Source organism: Brevibacillus fluminis, from assembly GCF_052072235.1.
Taxonomy (GTDB): Bacteria; Bacillota; Bacilli; order Brevibacillales; family Brevibacillaceae; genus Brevibacillus_D; species Brevibacillus_D fluminis_A.
Genome location: NZ_CM125436.1, coordinates 574646 through 593440 on the forward strand (window position 1 = coordinate 574646; position 18795 = coordinate 593440).

14 protein-coding genes and 1 riboswitch are annotated in these 18795 nt (G+C 55.3%); of the genes, 10 read left to right on the forward strand and 4 right to left on the reverse strand.

Going from position 1 to position 18795, the window contains the following annotated elements:
- Nucleotides 1-188: 188 nt before the first annotated feature.
- The 10 genes from purC to ACTID9_RS03290 all read left to right on the forward strand — a co-directional run bounded on the left by purC (nt 189) and on the right by ACTID9_RS03290 (nt 15233).
- The gene (purC, locus tag ACTID9_RS03245) at nt 189-908 is read left to right on the forward strand and encodes a phosphoribosylaminoimidazolesuccinocarboxamide synthase (protein ID WP_441069799.1); all 720 of its coding nucleotides are present in this window, start codon (nt 189-191) and stop codon (nt 906-908) included.
- Nucleotides 901-1149, forward strand: a complete 249-nt coding sequence (gene purS / locus ACTID9_RS03250; protein ID WP_441069800.1) for a phosphoribosylformylglycinamidine synthase subunit PurS — start codon at nt 901-903, stop codon at nt 1147-1149. Before purC ends, purS begins: the two co-directional genes overlap by 8 nt.
- A 2-nt stretch (nt 1150-1151) precedes the next feature.
- A complete protein-coding gene (purQ, locus tag ACTID9_RS03255; RefSeq protein ID WP_441069801.1) occupies nt 1152-1838 on the forward strand; it encodes a phosphoribosylformylglycinamidine synthase subunit PurQ in 687 nt (228 codons plus the stop codon).
- Entirely contained in the window at nt 1825-4059 is a 2235-nt protein-coding gene (gene purL / locus ACTID9_RS03260) for a phosphoribosylformylglycinamidine synthase subunit PurL (RefSeq protein WP_441069802.1), read from the forward strand. Before purQ ends, purL begins: the two co-directional genes overlap by 14 nt.
- Nucleotides 4044-5462, forward strand: a complete 1419-nt coding sequence (gene purF / locus ACTID9_RS03265) for an amidophosphoribosyltransferase (RefSeq protein WP_441069803.1) — start codon at nt 4044-4046, stop codon at nt 5460-5462. Before purL ends, purF begins: the two co-directional genes overlap by 16 nt.
- Nucleotides 5463-5480: 18 nt before the next feature.
- The gene (gene purM, locus ACTID9_RS03270) at nt 5481-6521 is read left to right on the forward strand and encodes a phosphoribosylformylglycinamidine cyclo-ligase (RefSeq protein ID WP_441069804.1); all 1041 of its coding nucleotides are present in this window, start codon (nt 5481-5483) and stop codon (nt 6519-6521) included.
- Nucleotides 6518-7126, forward strand: a complete 609-nt coding sequence (gene purN / locus ACTID9_RS03275; RefSeq protein ID WP_441072385.1) for a phosphoribosylglycinamide formyltransferase — start codon at nt 6518-6520, stop codon at nt 7124-7126. Before purM ends, purN begins: the two co-directional genes overlap by 4 nt.
- Nucleotides 7127-7440: 314 nt before the next feature.
- Complete coding sequence (locus ACTID9_RS03280; protein WP_441069805.1) at nt 7441-7686, forward strand: hypothetical protein; 246 nt, start codon at nt 7441-7443, stop codon at nt 7684-7686.
- Between the two features lie 113 nt (nt 7687-7799).
- A complete protein-coding gene (locus ACTID9_RS03285; protein WP_441069806.1) occupies nt 7800-7994 on the forward strand; it encodes a hypothetical protein in 195 nt (64 codons plus the stop codon).
- 198 nt (nt 7995-8192) lie between these two features.
- The gene (locus tag ACTID9_RS03290) at nt 8193-15233 is read left to right on the forward strand and encodes an S-layer homology domain-containing protein (protein ID WP_441069807.1); all 7041 of its coding nucleotides are present in this window, start codon (nt 8193-8195) and stop codon (nt 15231-15233) included.
- Nucleotides 15234-15487: 254 nt separating this feature from the next.
- Here the strand turns inward: ACTID9_RS03290 and thiW are convergent, their stop codons facing one another.
- From thiW to thiD, 4 genes are all read right to left on the reverse strand, one after another.
- Nucleotides 15488-15970, reverse strand: coding sequence for an energy coupling factor transporter S component ThiW (gene thiW / locus ACTID9_RS03295; protein WP_441069808.1), 483 nt, complete (start codon nt 15968-15970; stop codon nt 15488-15490).
- The gene (gene thiE / locus ACTID9_RS03300; RefSeq protein ID WP_441072387.1) at nt 15967-16572 is read right to left on the reverse strand and encodes a thiamine phosphate synthase; all 606 of its coding nucleotides are present in this window, start codon (nt 16570-16572) and stop codon (nt 15967-15969) included. Before thiE ends, thiW begins: the two co-directional genes overlap by 4 nt.
- Nucleotides 16573-16688: 116 nt before the next feature.
- Complete coding sequence (gene thiM / locus ACTID9_RS03305; protein ID WP_441069809.1) at nt 16689-17516, reverse strand: hydroxyethylthiazole kinase; 828 nt, start codon at nt 17514-17516, stop codon at nt 16689-16691.
- Nucleotides 17510-18316 carry a bifunctional hydroxymethylpyrimidine kinase/phosphomethylpyrimidine kinase gene (gene thiD, locus ACTID9_RS03310; protein WP_441069810.1) on the reverse strand — a complete coding sequence of 269 codons (807 nt, stop codon included), beginning with the start codon at nt 18314-18316 and terminating at the stop codon, nt 17510-17512. The genes thiM and thiD overlap by 7 nt, the downstream gene beginning before the upstream one ends.
- A 104-nt stretch (nt 18317-18420) precedes the next feature.
- A riboswitch (TPP riboswitch) is annotated at nt 18421-18528 on the reverse strand.
- Nucleotides 18529-18795 lie beyond the last annotated feature (267 nt).

The following is an 18795-nucleotide window of genomic DNA, read 5'->3' on the forward strand; positions in this document are numbered from 1 at the left end:
GGTTAGTGTATCACAAGATGCTGAAAGCGACGACTTGCGAGGGTGACTAACGGAAAATCCGAACATTTGTCGATCCTATTAACGAGATTTTTCGTTGAAAAATGCGTATGTTTATGGTTTAATCAGAATGTAATGTTCGTGAAATGACGTAAAAACCCGAACTATATTCGCGGGAAGGAGACTTCACAGTGGAAAAACAAGAACAGCTGTATGAAGGAAAGGCAAAGAGGGTCTATCGGACTTCCAACCCGGACGTGTACTGGATCGAGTATAAAGATGACGCTACGGCGTTTAATGGCGAGAAAAAAGGGACCATCACAGGAAAAGGTGAATTGAACAACCGGATCAGCTCCATCTTTTTCACGATGCTGAAGGAGAAGGGGATCGAGAACCATTTCGTCGAGCAGCTGTCCAATCATGAACAGCTGGTGCGCCGAGTGGAGATCGTTCCATTGGAAGTCGTCGTCCGCAACGTGGCGGCCGGCTCGCTGGCGAAGCGATTGGGCTTTGAAGAAGGAACGGTTTTGGCTCATCCGATTGTTGAGTTTTACTATAAAGACGACGCGCTCGGCGATCCGCTGGTAAACAATGCGCACATCAAGCTGCTCGGCATCGCCAGCGAAGAAGATGTACGCTATCTCGAGGAGCTGGGCTTGAAAGTAAATGAAGTGCTGCGCCCTTATTTGGCAGAGCGCAATGTCATGCTGATTGACTTCAAACTGGAATTCGGCCGCACGCCGGATGGCAAAATCATTCTGGCTGACGAGATTTCGCCGGACACATGCCGCTTCTGGGATGCCGAAACAAAAGAAAAGCTGGACAAAGACCGTTTCCGCCGCGATTTGGGAAATGTAGAAGAAGCTTATCAAGAAATGTTGCGACGTATAGGAGGAAAAGAACATGTGTAAAGCGATCGTATATGTAACTCTGCGTGAAAGCGTATTGGACCCGCAAGGACAGGCTGTAAAAGGTGCGCTCCACACGCTTGGCTTCGATGAAGTGAATGAAGTGCGCATCGGCAAATATATGGAAGTGATGCTCGACACGGCAGATCGCGCGCAGGCTGAAGAGCGCGTGAAGGAGATGTGCGAGAAGCTTTTGGCAAATACCGTCATCGAAGATTACCGCTTCGAGATTGTGGAGGGCTGAGCATGCGCGTAGCAGTCATTGTTTTTCCGGGTTCGAACGCGGACGTCGACATGTACAACGCCGTCGAAGACATCATGGGCGTTCCTGTCGACTACGTCTTCCACTCGGAGAACGATCTATCCAACTATGATGTGATTTTGTTGCCCGGGGGTTTTTCCTACGGTGACTACCTGCGCTGCGGCGCTGTCGCACGCTTTTCTCCGGTCATGGAGCAAGTGATCAAGGCGGCTGACGAGGGCAAGCTGGTGATGGGCGTGTGCAACGGATTCCAGATTTTGACCGAGGCGGGCCTTTTGCCAGGTGTCTTGCTGCGCAACCGTTCCCTGAAGTTCCGCTGCACCTTGTCCAAGCTGCGCGTAAGCAACAACGACACGGCTTTTACCAAAGACTATGGGCTGGATGAAGTGATCGACGTTCCGATCGCTCACGGTGAGGGCAACTACTACTGCGACGAAGAAACATTGAACAAATTGAAAGCGAACAATCAGATCGTCTTCCGTTACGAGGGTGAAAATCCAAACGGGTCGATTGACGATATTGCAGGAATTATGAATGAGCGGGGAAATGTATTGGGCATGATGCCGCATCCGGAGCGCGCTGTCCATGAATGGATGACGTCCGATGACGGCAAACGCATCTTTACCTCGATCTTGAAGACTTGGAGGGAACGAAACGGTGTCACAGCATAAAGAACCTACGTCAGCACAAATCGCTGAACAGCGCCTCTATCGCGAAATCGGCCTGACCGACGAAGAATATCAACGCGTGGTTGACCTGCTGGGTCGCCAACCGAACTGGACAGAGACTGGCCTTTACAGCGTCATGTGGTCCGAACATTGTTCCTATAAAAATTCCAAGCCTGTGCTGCGCAAATTCCCGACCAAAGGGCCGCGCGTATTGCAAGGACCTGGTGAAGGTGCGGGTATCGTCGATATCGGCGATAACCAAGCCGTCGTGTTCAAAATCGAGAGCCATAACCATCCATCGGCGATCGAGCCGTACCAAGGCGCAGCAACCGGCGTGGGCGGGATCATCCGCGACGTGTTCTCCATGGGCGCTCGTCCGATCGCGATGCTCAATTCGCTGCGATTCGGCGAACTGCAAACGCCGCGCGTCAAATATTTGTTTGAAAATGTCGTAGCCGGTATCGCAGGCTATGGCAACTGCATCGGGATTCCAACGGTAGGCGGCGAGGTCTGCTTTGACCCGACGTATGAAGGCAACCCGTTGGTCAACGCAATGTGCGTCGGCTTGATCAATCACGATGAAATCCAAAAAGGCGTGGCCAAAGGGATCGGCAACCCAGTGATCTATGTCGGCGCCAGCACGGGCCGCGACGGTATCCATGGCGCGACCTTCGCTTCCGAAGAATTGACTGAGGAATCGGAGAAAAAGCGTCCGGCGGTACAAGTCGGCGACCCGTTCATGGAAAAATTGCTGCTGGAAGCGTGCCTGGAGCTGATCAAGTCCGGAGCGGTCGTAGGGATTCAGGACATGGGTGCTGCCGGTCTGACTTCTTCCAGCGCAGAGATGGCGTCCAAAGCAGGAAACGGGATCGAAATGAACCTCGACCTCGTGCCACAGCGTGAAGCGGGCATGAGCGCGTATGAAATGATGCTGTCCGAGTCCCAGGAGCGCATGCTCGTCGTTGTGGAAAAAGGGCGCGAAGCGGAAGTAAAAGCGATTTTTGACAAGTGGGGGCTGCACTCCGCTGTAGTTGGCCGCGTGACCGAAGATGGCCGCCTGCGCCTGCTCCATAAAGGAGAAGTCGTCTGCGATGTGCCTGTAGACACGCTCGCGGAAGACGCGCCTGTGTACCACAAGCCATCGGCTGTGCCAGCTTACTATGAAGCAAACGCAACTGTCGATACAACCGATTTGCCGCAGCCGGCAGATTTGAACAAAACATTGGTCGATGTGCTGAAACAGCCGACCGTTGCCAGCAAACGCTGGGTATATGAGCAGTATGACCATATCGTGCGTGCGGGCACAGCTGTAAAGCCTGGCTCTGACGCAGCGGTAGTTGTCATTCGCGGCACGCGCAAAGCGCTGGCGATGACGACCGACTGCAATGCGCGCTATGTGTACCTCGATCCGCAAGTGGGCGGCGCGATTGCCGTAGCGGAAGCGGCGCGCAACGTGGTGTGCTCCGGTGCGGAGCCACTCGCGATCACCGACTGCCTCAACTTTGGCAGCCCGGAAAAGCCGGAGGTATTCTGGCAGTTTGAAAAATCGGCAGAAGGCATGAGCGAAGCGTGCCTCGCCCTCGAAACGCCTGTTATCGGCGGCAACGTTTCTTTCTACAATGAACGCAGCGGCGATGCGATCTACCCAACTCCGACTGTCGGCATGGTTGGCCTGATCGCAGACGTTGATCATATAACCACACAAGAATTCAAACAAGCGGGCGATACCATCATCCTCCTGGGCGATACGTATGGCGAGCTGGGCGGCAGCGAATACCAAAAGCTCGCACTCGGCAAAATCGCAGGCCGCCCGCCGCAAATCGATCTGAAAAAAGAAGCGGCGCTGCAAAAACTGGTTTTGGACGCGATTCGTCAAGGTTTGGTACAATCAGCGCATGACCTGTCTGAGGGCGGTTTGGCTGTGGCGTTGGCAGAGTCCAGCTTTGGCAAGGAGATCGGTGCAACCGTCTCCCTCACAACCGATTTGCGCGATGATGTCTTGCTTTTCAGCGAGTCGCAATCCCGCATTTTGATCAGCGTGAAAGCTGACCAGGCGGAAGCGGTTCTCGCGCTGGCAAAAGAGCGCGGCGTTCCGGCTGCGGCAATCGGTTCTACAGGTGGCAACGAGTTCAAGATTACGATCAACGATCGGGCAGCTGTCGATGCCCCGCTCGCTCTTCTGAAGGCAGCCTGGAGGGATGCGATTCCATGTTTGATAAGCTGATTTGGGATAAATTAAACGAAGAATGCGGCGTTTTTGGTATTTATGATCATCATTCGGCGGCCCAGTTAACCTACCTGGGCCTTCACGCCCTGCAACACCGGGGGCAGGAGAGTGCCGGTATGTGCTCTTCTGACGGGGAAAAGTGGTATAAACACCGCGGCATGGGCCTTGTTTCCGAAGCATTTGGCAAAGGCGATCTGGAGAAATTCAGCGGCCATATCGCCATCGGCCACACCCGTTACACGACGGCAGGCTCCAGCAAGATCGAAAATGCGCAGCCGCTCTTTTTCCGCTACGCGCAAGGCAGCATGGCTGTCGCGCATAACGGCAACCTGGTGAATGCGTCGGTTTTGCGCAAAGAGCTGGAGGAGAAAGGCTCGATTTTTCAATCGACGAGCGATACGGAGGTTATTGCCCACCTGATCGCCCGTTCGCAAAACAAAGATTTGCCGAATGCCGTGCGCGACGCATTGCAGCATATCAAAGGCGCTTATGCGCTTTTGGTCATGAACGAAAAGCAGCTGGTGATTGCGCTCGATCCAAACGGCTTGCGTCCGCTGTCCTTGGGACGGATGGGCGATGCGGTTTGCGTAGCGTCGGAAACCTGTGCGTTTGACATCATCGGCGCCGAGTATTGGCGCGAAGTGCAGCCGGGCGAGCTGATCGTAGTCGACGAGAACGGCGTGCAAACCAGCACCTTTGCGGAAAAAACCAAACGGTCGATCTGCACGTTTGAATACATTTATTTCGCGCGGCCTGACAGCGATATCGACGGGATCAATGTCCACATGGCGCGCAAACGTCTGGGCAAACAGCTGGCGCAGGAATCTCCGGTTGAGGCGGACGTTGTGACAGGGGTGCCGGATTCCGGCATTTCTGCAGCGATCGGCTACGCGGAAGCATCCGGTATCCCGTACGAGCTGGGCTTGATCAAAAACCGCTATGTCGGGCGCACGTTTATTCAGCCATCGCAGGAAATGCGCGAGCGCGGCGTGCACATGAAGCTGTCCGCCGTACGCAAAGTGGTGGAAGGCAAGCGCGTCGTCATGATCGATGACTCGCTTGTGCGCGGTACGACCAGCGGCCGGATCGTGAAAATGCTGCGCGAGGCAGGCGCGAAAGAAGTCCATGTTCGCGTAAGCTCGCCGCCAATCATGAACCCATGCTTTTACGGAATCGATACATCGACGCGTGAAGAGCTGATTGCCACCACACATTCATTGGAAGAAATCCGTCAGTACATCGGTGCTGATTCACTTGCCTATTTGTCGGTAGAAGGAATGGTCGAGGCGGTTGGTCGCGCAGAAGACGGACCGCATCGCGGACATTGCCTCGCATGCTTCACGGGCGACTACCCGACTGAAATCGAATTCGAAGCGGCTCTGCCGATCACGAAGTGTTAAGAGAGGAGAACGGTAGAGATGAGTGACGCATACAAACAGGCTGGCGTCGACATTGCGGCGGGGAACGAAGCGGTCGAGCGCATGAAAAAGCACGTGAAGCGCACGTTCCGTCCTGAGGTCATGACCGATCTGGGCGGATTCGGCGCACTGTTCAAGCTGAATACAGGCAAATACAAAAATCCGGTGCTGGTCTCCGGGACGGATGGTGTCGGCACCAAGCTGAAAATCGCGTTCATGATGGATAAGCACGACACGATCGGGATCGACGCGGTTGCAATGTGCGTGAACGATGTCGTAGTGCAAGGGGCGGAACCGCTCTTTTTCCTCGATTATCTGGCGTGCGACAAAGTCGTGCCGGAAAAAATCGAAGCGATCGTCAAAGGGATCGCGGACGGCTGCGCGCAAGCGGGCTGCTCGCTGATCGGCGGCGAAACCGCGGAGATGCCGGGCATGTACGCTGAAGGCGAGTACGACATCGCCGGATTTACGGTCGGCGCTGTCGATGAAGATAAACTGATCACCGGCAAAACGGTAGCGGCTGGCGACGTGCTGATCGGCATTCCGTCGAGCGGCGTGCACAGCAACGGCTTTTCGCTGGTGCGCAAGGTGCTGTTGGCGGATAACGGCCTGACATTGGACCAGCATGTGAACGAGCTGGGCAAAACATTGGGCGAAGAGCTGCTGACGCCGACCCGTATCTATGTAAAATCAGTGTTGGCGCTGTTGGAGCGTTTCGAGATCAAGGCGCTTGCCCACATCACCGGCGGCGGCTTCACGGAAAACATTCCGCGCGTGCTGCCGGAAGGCGCCCAAGCCGTGATCGAATACGGCTCATGGCCGATTTTGCCGATTTTCAATCTGGTGCAACGCTTGGGCGCTGTTTCCCAGCCGGACATGTTCCGTACCTTCAATATGGGGATCGGGATGGTGCTGGTTGTGCGCGGCGATGAAGCGGACGCGGTTCTCGGCGCTTTGAAAGAGCTGGGTGAGGACGCCTACCGCATCGGTTCGATCGAAGCGGGCGAGCGCGAGGTGCGTTACAGCGGGGTGGAATGGTGAAAAAGCTGGCTGTCTTTGCCTCTGGTAACGGCTCCAACTTCGAAGCCATCGCGACTGCGATTGCAGACGGACGACTGCAGGGCGCCGAAATCGCCCTCCTGATTTGCGACAAGCCATCTGCCTATGTGCTGGAGCGGGCGGCGCGCCTCGGCGTGCCTGCCTTTGCCTTTGACCCGAAAGCGTATGACGGCAAGGCTGCTTTTGAGGCGGTGATCGTGGAAAAGCTGCAGGCGCTGGATATTTCGCTTGTCGTGCTGGCAGGCTACATGCGCCTTGTGGGAGAGGTTTTGCTTGCGGCTTACGAAGGCCGGATCATCAACCTGCATCCGTCGCTTCTGCCAGCTTTTACAGGGAAAGATGCGATTGGACAAGCGCTGGAGTACGGTGTGAAGGTAACGGGCGTGACCGTGCATTTCGTCGATGCGGGGCTTGATACCGGGCCGATCATTGCACAGCTGCCGGTGGCAGTCGAGCAGGGCGATACGCATGACTCGCTGGCGGAGCGGATTCATCGCGTCGAGCACGAGCTGTTGATTGGGGTTATTCAGAAGATTGTAGATGGAAAAATTGGGGTTACCGGACGGTTGGTCCGGGAGTTGGAATAAACTGTGAAGCTCACAAAGGGACCTGTTGCGACAGGTCCCTTTGCTGTTTCTTTACAAAACTTGATTGCTTGAGTTGCCTGCGGGTTCGTGTCCACGCGGGTTATTGTTGTTTATTGGTTGTTCAGTATTTGTTCAGTGGCTTTTTGATAGGGTGTAAGAAAGAACTGACGTCAACCGGTATGTTCGCTTCGAAAAAGAGCACTGCAAAGCGGTTATTTGAACGAATGGATAGGGGGAAACCATCCCAACCGGAACAGGGTAAAACCAAGCTGAATATACGATTGAAATGAATAAGGAAGGGCGGGGAAATATGAATGACCTACTTGAACCTTTTACTCTTAAAAAAAGTGAAGGGGGAATGTTTTCGCCCAACAAGAGCCAAAGTTGCTTCATTTAATGTGGATGATCAAGCGGTCGTTCGACGTGAAGCGGCTGGCGAAGTCATCTGGGAAAGCGGCGGCAGCGATGGGGCCGAGCTAAGCATGCAGGAGGACTGGCTCCGGGGAAGGGAAGCTTTCGCTTGGCGAGAGGTTGAAAAAGGGGAATTGCCTGCGCTCTAAGAACGGAAAGTTCATCTTTGAGCTGGCTGACTGCAATGGGATTGTCATCAAGTTTGCTGACAGCGGGGAAGAGGTATGGCAGTCGGGGCTGACCAAGGAGGGCACACCACTGTTTGGTGGTGCAGGAAGACAAGAATCTCGTGCTGTACGCGGCCGATGGCACAGCTTTTTGGGCGGCAGGAATTCATCCCGCCGGTGTGAGCGGACACGAGCATTGCGTGCTTGAGGATGACGGCGATCTGAAGGTTTATAACAGGGGAGGGCTGCTGTGGTCCGCTAATTCTGCCCCGTTTTATTTCCGCTCCTAAATTATATTATTTGTGTACAAGGTATTTTTCCTACAAGAGACTAGATGCGGTTTCATAGAGAATGATGGGCGTTTTTTTGAAAATGTATGGACCTTGATTAGGCGTTGAATGTTCAGGAGGCTGCTACTGATGCAGCAGCCTCCTTTGTATACAGGCAAATGAATCCCGATAAAAGGAAACGCTAGGGAGAGAATTTACATGTTGAATAAATTAGTAATGAGAACGTCATCGATCTTTCTCACAATTTGTTTAGTCGTAAACATGATGACTGCTATGGTTCTGTTGCAGCCGGAAAAAGCAGCGGCGACTTCCTCAAGTCCGTTTGTTTATTACATGACCTCGGACGGAACAGCTGGTAGTCTAAAAAGCGAAGATGCACTAAACCGAATGAACTCGGATGGGACTGGAGATACGGTCATTAAAGATTCGATCACCAAAGCGCCGGGAGCTTTGGCGCTGGATATTGCGAATAATAAAGCTTACTTTACAGATGCCGCAGGCGGGGCTGGCATTATGGGGTTGTACAGCATTGATTTGGGGACGGGAACGGTGACCCAAATCAAAGCATTTTCCTTTAATCCCGCTTATGGGGGAGTGGCCTATGATCCAGTTAACGATTATATCTATTACATGACCTCGGACGGAGCATCTGGTAGTCTAAGCAACGAAGACGCATTGAACCGAATTCACCCGGATGGGACTGGAGATACGGTCATTAAAAGTTCGATCACCCAATCGCCAGGAGCTTTGGCGCTGGATATTGCGAATAATAAAGCTTACTTTACAGATGCCGCAGGCGGGGCTGGCAGTATGGGGTTGTACAGTATTGATTTGGGGACGGGAACGGTGACCCAAATCAAAGCATTTTCCTTTAATCCCGCTTATGGGGGAGTGGCCTATGATCCAGTTAACGATTATATCTATTACATGACCTCGGACGGAACAGCTGGTAGTCTAAAAACCGGAGATGCACTGAACCGAATTAACCCGGATGGGACCGGAGATACGGTCATTAAAAGTTCGATCACCAAAGCGCCGGGAGCTTTGGCGCTGGATATTGCGAATAATAAAGCTTACTTTACAGATGCCGCAGGCGGGGCTGGCAGTACGGGGTTGTACAGCGTTGATTTGGGGACGGGAACGGTGACCCCAATCAAAGCATTTACCCAAAATCCCGCCTATGGGGGAATAGCTGTAACGAGCGGTACGGTACCGACATTTGACGCAAACAATTCCTCTCCTTCAAACGGAGGGACTTTATCGGGTTCGAATTTCTCTTTGAAATTTTCCATCAGTGTCATTAAAGGTGTATCCGGCAGTTTTACCGTTAGAGACACGACCTCCAATTCAACCGTTGAAACGATCGCTTATACGAGTTCTGAAATAACGGGTTGGGGAAGTGACACGCTCACGATTACGCCATCAGCTGCTTTAACAGCGGGGCATTCGTATTCTGTAAAGTGGGATTTGGGGACGGTTCAAAATTACTACAATTCGTTTGTAGCTGCTAACAATACAGATACGACTTATGCTTTTACATACTCCGGATCATTGCAAAGTTCGCCGACGGTGACGACGGATGCATCCGCGACGAATATTACGAACAGCGGAGCGACGGTAGGCGGTGACGTGACGTCGGACGGAAACGCGACGATCACCGAACGAGGGGTCGTGTATTCGACCAGCGTCAATCCGACGACGAGCGATTCAAAAGTAACAGCAACGGCCACGGCCACGACCGGAACATTTAGCGTGAGTCTGACGGGATTAAGCGCGAACACGACGTATCATTACCGGGCGTACGCGACGAATGCGCAAGGGACGAGCTATGGATCGGATGAGACGTTTACAACAAGCGCAACGCAAAGTGCACCGACGGTGACGACGGATGCATCCGCGACGAACATCACGAACAGCGGAGCGACGGTAGGCGGTGACGTGACGTCGGATGGAAACGCGTCAATCACGGAACGCGGGATCGTATACTCGACCAGTGCCAATCCGACGACGAACGATTCAAAAGTAACAGCAACGGCCACGACGGGAACGTTTAGTGTGAGTCTTACGGGATTAAGTGCCAACACGACGTATCATTACCGGGCGTACGCAGTAAATGCGCAAGGGACGAGCTACGGGAGCGACCAGACGTTTACGACGAGCGCGACGCAAAGTGCGCCGACGGTGACGACGGATGCATCCGCGACGAATATTACGAACAGCGGAGCAATGGTAGGCGGTGACGTGACGTCGGATGGAAACGCGTCAATCACGGAACGCGGGATCGTATACTCGACCAGTGCCAATCCGACGACGAACGATTCAAAAGTAACAGCAACGGCCACGACGGGAACGTTTAGTGTGAGTCTTACGGGATTAAGTGCCAACACGACGTATCATTACCGGGCGTACGCAATGAATGCGCAAGGGACGAGCTATGGATCAGATGAGACGTTTACAACAAGCGCAACGAAAAGTGCGCCGACTGTGACGACGGACGCATCCGCGACGAACATCACGAGCAGCGGAGCGACGGTAGGCGGTGACGTGACGTCGGACGGAAACGCGACGATCACCGAACGAGGGGTCGTGTATTCGACCAGCGCCAATCCGACGACGAGCGATTCAAAAGTAACAGCAACGGCCACGGCCACGACCGGAACGTTTAGCGTGAGTCTGACGGGATTAAGCGCGAACATGACGTATCATTACCGGGCGTACGCAGTAAATGCGCAAGGGACGAGCTACGGGAGCGACCAGACGTTTACGACGAGCGCGACGCAAAGTGCACCGACGGTGACGACGGATGCATCCGCGACGAACATCACGAGCAGCGGAGCGACGGTAGGCGGTGACGTGACGTCGGATGGAAACGCGTCAATCATGGAACGCGGGGTCGTATACTCGACCAGCGCCAATCCGACGACGAGCGATTCAAAAGTAACAGCAACGGCCACGACGGGAACGTTTAGCGTGAGTTTGACGGGATTAAGTGCCAACACGACGTATCATTACCGGGCGTACGCGACGAATGCGCAAGGGACGAGCTATGGATCGGATGAGACGTTTACAACAAGCGCAACGCAAAGTGCACCGACGGTGACGACGGATGCATCCGCGACGAACATCACGAGCAGCGGAGCGACGGTAGGCGGTGACGTGACGTCGGATGGAAACGCGTCAATCACGGAACGCGGGGTCGTATACTCGACCAGCGCCAATCCGACGACGAGCGATTCAAAAGTAACAGCAACGGCCACGGCCACGACCGGAACGTTTAGCGTGAGTCTGACGGGATTAAGCGCGAACATGACGTATCATTACCGGGCGTACGCGACGAATGCGCAAGGGACGAGCTACGGGAGCGACCAGACGTTTACGACGAGCGCGACGCAAAGTGCACCGACGGTGACGACGGATGCATCCGCGACGAACATCACGAGCAGCGGAGCGACGGTAGGCGGTGACGTGACGTCGGATGGAAACGCGTCAATCACGGAACGCGGGATCGTATACTCGACCAGTGCCAATCCGACGACGAACGATTCAAAAGTAACAGCAACGGCCACGACGGGAACGTTCAGCGTGAGTCTGACGGGATTAAGTGCCAACACGACGTATCATTACCGGGCGTATGCAGTAAATGCGCAAGGGACGAGCTACGGGAGCGACCAGACGTTTACGACGAGCGCGACGCAAAGTGCGCCGACGGTGACGACGGATGCATCCGCGACGAATATTACGAACAGCGGAGCAATGGTAGGCGGTGACGTGACGTCGGACGGAAACGCGACGATCACCGAACGAGGGGTCGTGTATTCGACCAGCGCCAATCCGACGACGAGCGATTCAAAAGTAATAGCAACGGCCACGGCCACGACCGGAACGTTTAGCGTGAGTCTGACGGGATTAAGTGCCAACACGACGTATCATTACCGGGCGTATGCAGTAAATGCGCAAGGGACGAGCTATGGATCGGATGAGACGTTTACAACAAGCGCAACGCAAAGTGCACCGACGGTGACGACGGATGCATCCGCGACGAACATCACGAGCAGCGGAGCGACGGTAGGCGGTGACGTGACGTCGGATGGAAACGCGTCAATCACGGAACGCGGGGTCGTATACTCGACCAGCGCCAATCCGACGACGAGCGATTCGAAAGCAACAGCAACGGGTACGACGGGAACGTTTAGCGTGAGTTTGACGGGATTAAGCGCGGGCTCGACGTATCATTACCGGGCGTATGCAGTAAATGCGCAAGGGACGAGCTACGGAAGCGACCAGACATTTACGACGGATGCTGCGCCGCCAGTACCGGTGTCAGACTTTACAAACAGCAGCAAAACGAGCACTACGGCGAGCTTCACATGGACAGCGGTAAGCGGAGCGACCAGCATCATCATCGTGCAGTCGCCGACGGGAGCGAATACGTGGAGTCAAGCAACAACAGGAACCATCGCCACGAATGCGACGAGTGCGACGGTCACCAGCTTACGTGCAGCGACCGGTTATGACTTCCGCCTGATAGTGACGGGCGGAGCGAATGCGGGGACCTCGAACACGGTGACCGTCACGACGGATGCCGCGCCTGTGACACCCGTGACCATCTATGTAAATCAAGTCAAAAATCCGTTATCCGTCACAGGCCTGCCCAACGGAACGGCAAAAACAGCATCCGCTTTGGGGCTGCCAACGCAGGTAGAAGTCTCATTGAGCAATGGTAGCACCATCCAGACAGCGGTAAACTGGGAAGTCGGGTCTGTAAACTATGATCCTGACAGCAAGGAAGAGCAAATCTTTATGGTAACCGGATATCTGGTAAATCTGCCGGAGGGAATCAGCAACCCGCAAAACCTAACGGCAAGCATCAGGGTGACGGTAGAAGCAGCCACTAGCGAAACCAAAGATATCGTAAGTGTGCAAAAACCTGCGGCAATCACCGGCCTGCCAAACGGTACCGCGAAAAAGGCCTCCGCGCTCGGCTTGCCTGAAAAAGTTGAAGTCACGCTCAATGACGGCAGCACCATCTCTGCAACTGTCAAATGGGACGTGGCAAGTACCGACTACGACCCGACCAGCAAGGACGAACAAACCTTTACGGTAATCGGAAAGCTGGTCAACTTGCCGAATGGCGTAACGAACAGCGACAACCATACCGCAACCATCCGGGTCACGGTGGAAGCGGCGGCCGCCGGGGACATTGTGGCGGTGGCCAAGCTGGCCGACATCACCGGGGTGGCGCATGGCACCGCGAAAACAGCGGCGGCGCTCGGCTTGCCTGCAAAGGTCGAGGTTACGCTCGATGTAGGCAGCACCATCCATGTAGGTGTCAAATGGGACGTGGTAGGTTCGGATTACGACCCAACTAGCAAGGACGAACAAACCTTTACGGTAACCGGAAAGCTGGTCAACTTGCCGAATGGCGTAACGAACAGCGACAACCATACCGCAACCATCCGGGTCACGGTGGAAGCGGCTAACTTGGAAACGCGAAACATTACGGGCGTCATCGATCCGGCCGACATCACGGGGGTGGCGAACGGCACCGCGAAGACTGCGTCAGCGCTCGGCTTGCCAACGCAAGTCAAAGTCAAGCTGGATGACGGCAGCGACATCCGTGTCGATGTTAAATGGAATGTGGCAGGCTCCGACTATAATCCAAGCCGGAAGAAAGACCAGACCTTCTCGGTAAACGGAACGCTGGTGAATTTGCCAGACGGAGTGACGAACAGCGACGACCATACCGCGAGCATCCAGGTCACCGTCGATGCTGCTCCCCACGAAGACGACAAGGGCGACGACAAAGGCGGCGGTGAGAGCGGCAGCTCAGGTGGCGGTAACAGCGGCAACAGCTCCGGCAACGGCGGCAACGCATCCTCCGGGCAAACTGGCGGTGAGACAGGTTCCAAACGGCATGTCACGGTGGAAGCTGGAAGCGACCATTCCGTAACGGACCAGGTCGAGGTGAACCGCAAAGTGACGGCGGACGGCAAAAAGGTCGATGAAGTCGTCCTCGATTCCGGTACTGTAGCCAAAATCCTGAAGAGAGCGGCGGAAAACAACAACGGCATGGTGCGAATCGTCATCGACGACCTGCCGTGGGATCATGCGGACGAGGTAGCGGTCAAGGTGCCGAAAGAAGCGCTGGTCCAATTGAAGGACGGACAAGTCTCTCTGGAAATCAAAACGGTTGATGTGACCATTACCATCCCGCAAGAAATGCTCGCCACGCTCAGCGGCAACGATCTTTACTTCCGGATCGTCCCGATCCAGCAGCCAGCCGAGCAGCAAAGCGTTGTGGAGCGTACTGTCAATGCGGACGAAGTGAAGCAGGCGGCGGGCGGACAGGATGTCCAGATCATCGGCAAACCGATGAGAATCGAGACGAACTACGCCAATCGCCGGACAAAAGTGACATTCCCACTGCATGACGTGAGCTTGCCGTCCGAACCGAGAGCACAGCAGGCATTCCTGTCGACACTGTCAGTTTATGTGGAGCACAATGACGGGGAGAAGGAACTGAAAACCGGTCGAGTCAAGTATGATGACTCCGGCAAGCCGGTTGGCATCGAGATTGAGATCAGCAAGTTCAGCACGTTTACGTTCATTTCCTTGAAAGGCAAACAAGAGCAGGTGAATCACACCCCATACATGACGGGTTACCCGAACCATACGTTCCAGCCCAACCGTACCGTTACGCGCGCGGAAATGGCGGCGATGCTGTCCCGTTTGATTGCTAACGAAGCTGAAGGAACCGCAAGCGCAGGCTTTGCGGATGTTGATGGGCAGCATTGGGCAGCCAAAGCGATTGCAAGCGTGGCAGCTGACGGCCTGATGACCGGGGATGCAGACGGCAAGTTCCACCCGAATGCGCCGGTGACCCGTGCCGAGATGGCGGTGATTATCGCAAAATGGAAGCAGCTCAAGCCCGCGGCGGGCGCACCTTCCTTTACCGATACAAACGGGCACTGGGCGCAAGGAAGCATAGAGGCAGCGAACGAACAGGGTTATATGAAAGGCTATGCAGACGGTTCGTTCCGTCCGAATCGCTTGCTTACCCGTGCCGAGGTGGTGACTTTGCTGAACCGGCTTACCGGGAGAGGGCCGCTGATGGGCAGCCCGGCCGCTCCATGGCTGGATGTGCCGGTGAACCATTGGGCGTTTGCCGAGATCGAAGAAGCATCCAGGGAGCACCATGCAGTGAAGCAGGCGGATGGAACAGAGGTTGTAACCAAGTAAACCCCCTTCATCACATGTAAACAATATGCAAGCTGGCAAGGTTTCTGTAATGGAAGCCTTGCTTTGTTTGCAGATGGACAATGACAATCTTTTTGCAGTACCGCCACCAACTTAATCTGCTAATACGAAAAAGATTATTTTAGTAAGGGGGTCCACCATATGGCAAAAGGTTTACGGTTTTTGGCTTGAATCATGAGTAAGGGAAATACCTGCGACAGGCAAAGTCGTCCTACAAGGAGCTTTGCCTGTTTTTTTCACTTTAACCCGCCTTTTTTCAGCAACCCGACCACCATCCAGCCGATCGCCGCACCGCAAACGGTGCTCACCAAAAACGCCGGCAAAAACGCAAACGCCCCGACTACCTGCCCCATAAACAGCATGGCAAACGGAACCGCCGCGAGCGATCCAATAATCCCGGTCCCGACCACTTCACCGACAGCCGCGCTCCAATGCTGCCGGATTCGTTGATACAGCAGCCCGGCCAGCAGGGCGCCGATCATCCCGCCGGGAAACGCCAGAAGTGTACCTACGCCAAGCAGAGTGCGCAAGAGCGCGATCATAAACGCGACCAGTACGGCAGGGAGCGGGCCGAGCAGAACGGCGGCGATCACATTGATCGCATGCTGGATCGGGAACGCTTTGGCCAAACCGGTTGGAATCGAAAGCAGGTGGGAGCTGAGTGTGCCAATCGCGACCAGCACAGCCATTTTGGTTAACAAGCTTGTTCGGTAAGTCATCGGCTGCGCACCTCCTGCATCAGTTTTTTTGCCGCTTCCTTTGGATGGATCGCTTGTGAAATCGCGGAGATTACCGCGATGCCATTTGCGCCGGCAGCGATGACGGGAGCAGCTTTTCCGTGCGTGATTCCGCCGATCCCGACAATCGGACATGCGATGCCAGCTCCACGTATCTCACGAATCACGTCAGGTCCGCGCACCTCGCGTATGTCTGGTTTTGTCTGCGTCTCATACATCGGGCCGACGCCCAAATAGTCAGCGCCATCGGCAAGAGCGGCCCGCGCCTCGTACAAATCGTGGGCGGAAATGCCGAGGATTTTGTCTCCGATGCGGTTTCGCATGGCTCGGGCCGAGCCGTCCTCCTGCCCGATATGCAATCCATCCGCGTCAAGTGCGAGCATCAGCTCGACATCGTCATTGACGATGAAAGGGATGCCGTGTTCGCGGCAGATCGTGAAAAGCCGCCTGCCCAGCTCGAGCTTGGCTGTGCCTTCCAGCGCGCAATCTCCTTTCTCGCGGAATTGAAACAAGGTGATCCCGCCCGCGATCGCTTCGCGCAGGACGTCTTCCGGTCTTCGGTTCTCGCAATTTCTACTCCCCATCACCAGATAGAGAACAAGCTGTTTGTGCACGTTTGGTTCCTCCGTCCATTTTGGCCTGATCCGCGAAAAGCCGGTCGGCACAAAGATGATTTGCCTGTGTCAGGCGGTGGCGATCGCTACCGCGAATGAAGCCGAACCTCCGCCCGGCTGTTGAGTAGGGCTGGCTGTAAACTGTAAAGTCGATCCAGCAATTCCTGCTGAAACGTTCCCGGCCCCGCTGCGGCTGAGCGCGCTTCCTCAGCCGCAATCCCGAGCGTGCATACGGCAGCGATGCTCGCCTCCCAGCTTGCGTGCGGTTTGGAGCCAGCCTCTGTCAAATGAACCGCCGCGAGAAACAAGGCAACGATAGAGGTGGCGAGACAGCCCGTGCCGGTAACAAGCGTGAGCCATTCGTCGCCATGCCCGCTGGTGGCAATCAAACGTCCTCCGCAGATGACATCGGTTTTGCCAGTCAGGACTGCCAGACAGCGATAGCGGCGGGCTACCTGGACCGCGATCTCGACAGGGTCGGACACGGGGGCGGCTGCATCGATTCCTTTCCCGTACCACTCACGCGTGAGCAAAAAGGATAGCTCGGCGGCATTGCCGCAGATGGCGGTAGGGTGAAGCTCCTCCAAAATGCGCGCGGCAGCATCGCCGCGCATGGCCGAAAGTCCGACGCCAACCGGATCGAATACGATGGGAATGCCTTTCGCGCGCGCCGCTTTGCCAGCGAGCAGCATCGCCTCGATCGTTTCAGGCGCAGGTGTGCCCAGATTGAGCACAAGCCCATCCGCCCCTCCGGCCGCCTCCGCAGCCTCAGCCGGGTGGCGTGCCATCATGGGCCGCCCCCCGAGCGCCAAGACGCCATTGGCAACGAACGACATCGTCACCTGATTCATGATGTGGTGGAGCACCGGACGTTTTTGGCGCACCAGTGCCAATGCATCTCCGGGTGTCAGCATCGCACGTCACCCCGGAACGCCCAATGATTGGTTGGGCCGTGTCCCGCTCCGATGCCAAGCGGCTGCTCGATGGCGGCCTGGATGAATTGCTTGGCTGTGTCGACGGCTGCCCAAGGCGTTTTGCCCCATGCCAGCTCAGCCGTGATTGCTGCGGAAAACGTGCAGCCGGTGCCGTGCGTGTGCTGCGTATGGATGCGTTTGCCGACATACTCGGTAAAGCTGGTGCCGTCAAACAGCAGATCGGTCGAGTAATCGTTGCAATCGTCGTGTCCGCCTTTCAGCACGACGTAGCGGCAGCCGAAGGAACTGAGCATCCGCGCCGCTTCCTTCCGCGCCTCGATGGTAGTAAGCGACAATCCGGTCAGCACCTCGGCTTCCGGGATATTGGGGGTCAACATATAGGTAACAGGCAAAAGCAAGGTTTTCACCGCCTCGATGCTATCGGCCTTCAACAGCGGCGCGCCTCTCTTCGCAATCATCACAGGATCGACGACAAGCTTTTCCCAGCCGTAACGGCGGGCTTTTTCGCTCACGCAGGCGATGATGTCACGGTGGAACAACATGCCTGTCTTGACGGCGTCGGGAGCCAGATCGCTTGCGACCGCGTCGATCTGAGCGGCGACCGCCTCCGCGCTGAGTGGAAAAATCCCGCTTACGCCCAACGTGTTTTGCGCCGTGATGGCCGTCAGGGCGGACATGCCGAAGACGGACAGCTCCTGAAACGTTTTGAGATCGGCCTGAATGCCTGCCCCGCCGCCGCTGTCCGAACCGGCTATGGTCAACGCTTTGTGTACATGCATCTTGATTCGCCTCCCGAATCCGCTTTTCGCTTCTATGTACAAAAAAACCGCTCCCCAACCAGGGAGCGGCATAGCATGCACAGACATTCCGATAAACCGGACGATGTGGCACTCTTTTGCTTCCCTACGCTGGCATGATCCAGATCAGGTGGTAAGGGTCCAGAACGTTGTTGTTCCATCTCAGCCTCCAAGAGGCCCCCCTAGCGATTGATTCGTCATGAAATTGTGATCATTATAACACGAGCAAAGGTGGTGTAAAGAAGTTTTTGCACATCAAAATTGAGTGTTGCAAATTTTTGGGACGGTGTGATAACGTAAAGCTACTCAATTTCATACGCTTACCGACACGGGAGCTTGGGGAACCAGGCTGAGAGGATGGCTATGCTGCCGTCGACCGTCAAACCTGAACTGGATAATGCCAGCGGAGGAACGTACACGAACGCAATACATACTTGACGTATGTTCTCACAGGCCGCCTT

Coding starts and splice junctions, on each gene's coding strand:
- purF (WP_441069803.1), top strand. CDS start 4,044: ATGTTTGATAAGCTGATTTGGGATAAATTAAACGAAGAATGCGGCGTT.
- thiD (WP_441069810.1), bottom strand. CDS start 18,316: ATGCATGTACACAAAGCGTTGACCATAGCCGGTTCGGACAGCGGCGGC.
- thiW (WP_441069808.1), bottom strand. CDS start 15,970: ATGACTTACCGAACAAGCTTGTTAACCAAAATGGCTGTGCTGGTCGCG.
- thiE (WP_441072387.1), bottom strand. CDS start 16,572: ATGGGGAGTAGAAATTGCGAGAACCGAAGACCGGAAGACGTCCTGCGC.
- ACTID9_RS03290 (WP_441069807.1), top strand. CDS start 8,193: ATGTTGAATAAATTAGTAATGAGAACGTCATCGATCTTTCTCACAATT.
- purS (WP_441069800.1), top strand. CDS start 901: ATGTGTAAAGCGATCGTATATGTAACTCTGCGTGAAAGCGTATTGGAC.
- purM (WP_441069804.1), top strand. CDS start 5,481: ATGAGTGACGCATACAAACAGGCTGGCGTCGACATTGCGGCGGGGAAC.
- ACTID9_RS03280 (WP_441069805.1), top strand. CDS start 7,441: ATGACCTACTTGAACCTTTTACTCTTAAAAAAAGTGAAGGGGGAATGT.
- purQ (WP_441069801.1), top strand. CDS start 1,152: ATGCGCGTAGCAGTCATTGTTTTTCCGGGTTCGAACGCGGACGTCGAC.
- thiM (WP_441069809.1), bottom strand. CDS start 17,516: ATGCTGACACCCGGAGATGCATTGGCACTGGTGCGCCAAAAACGTCCG.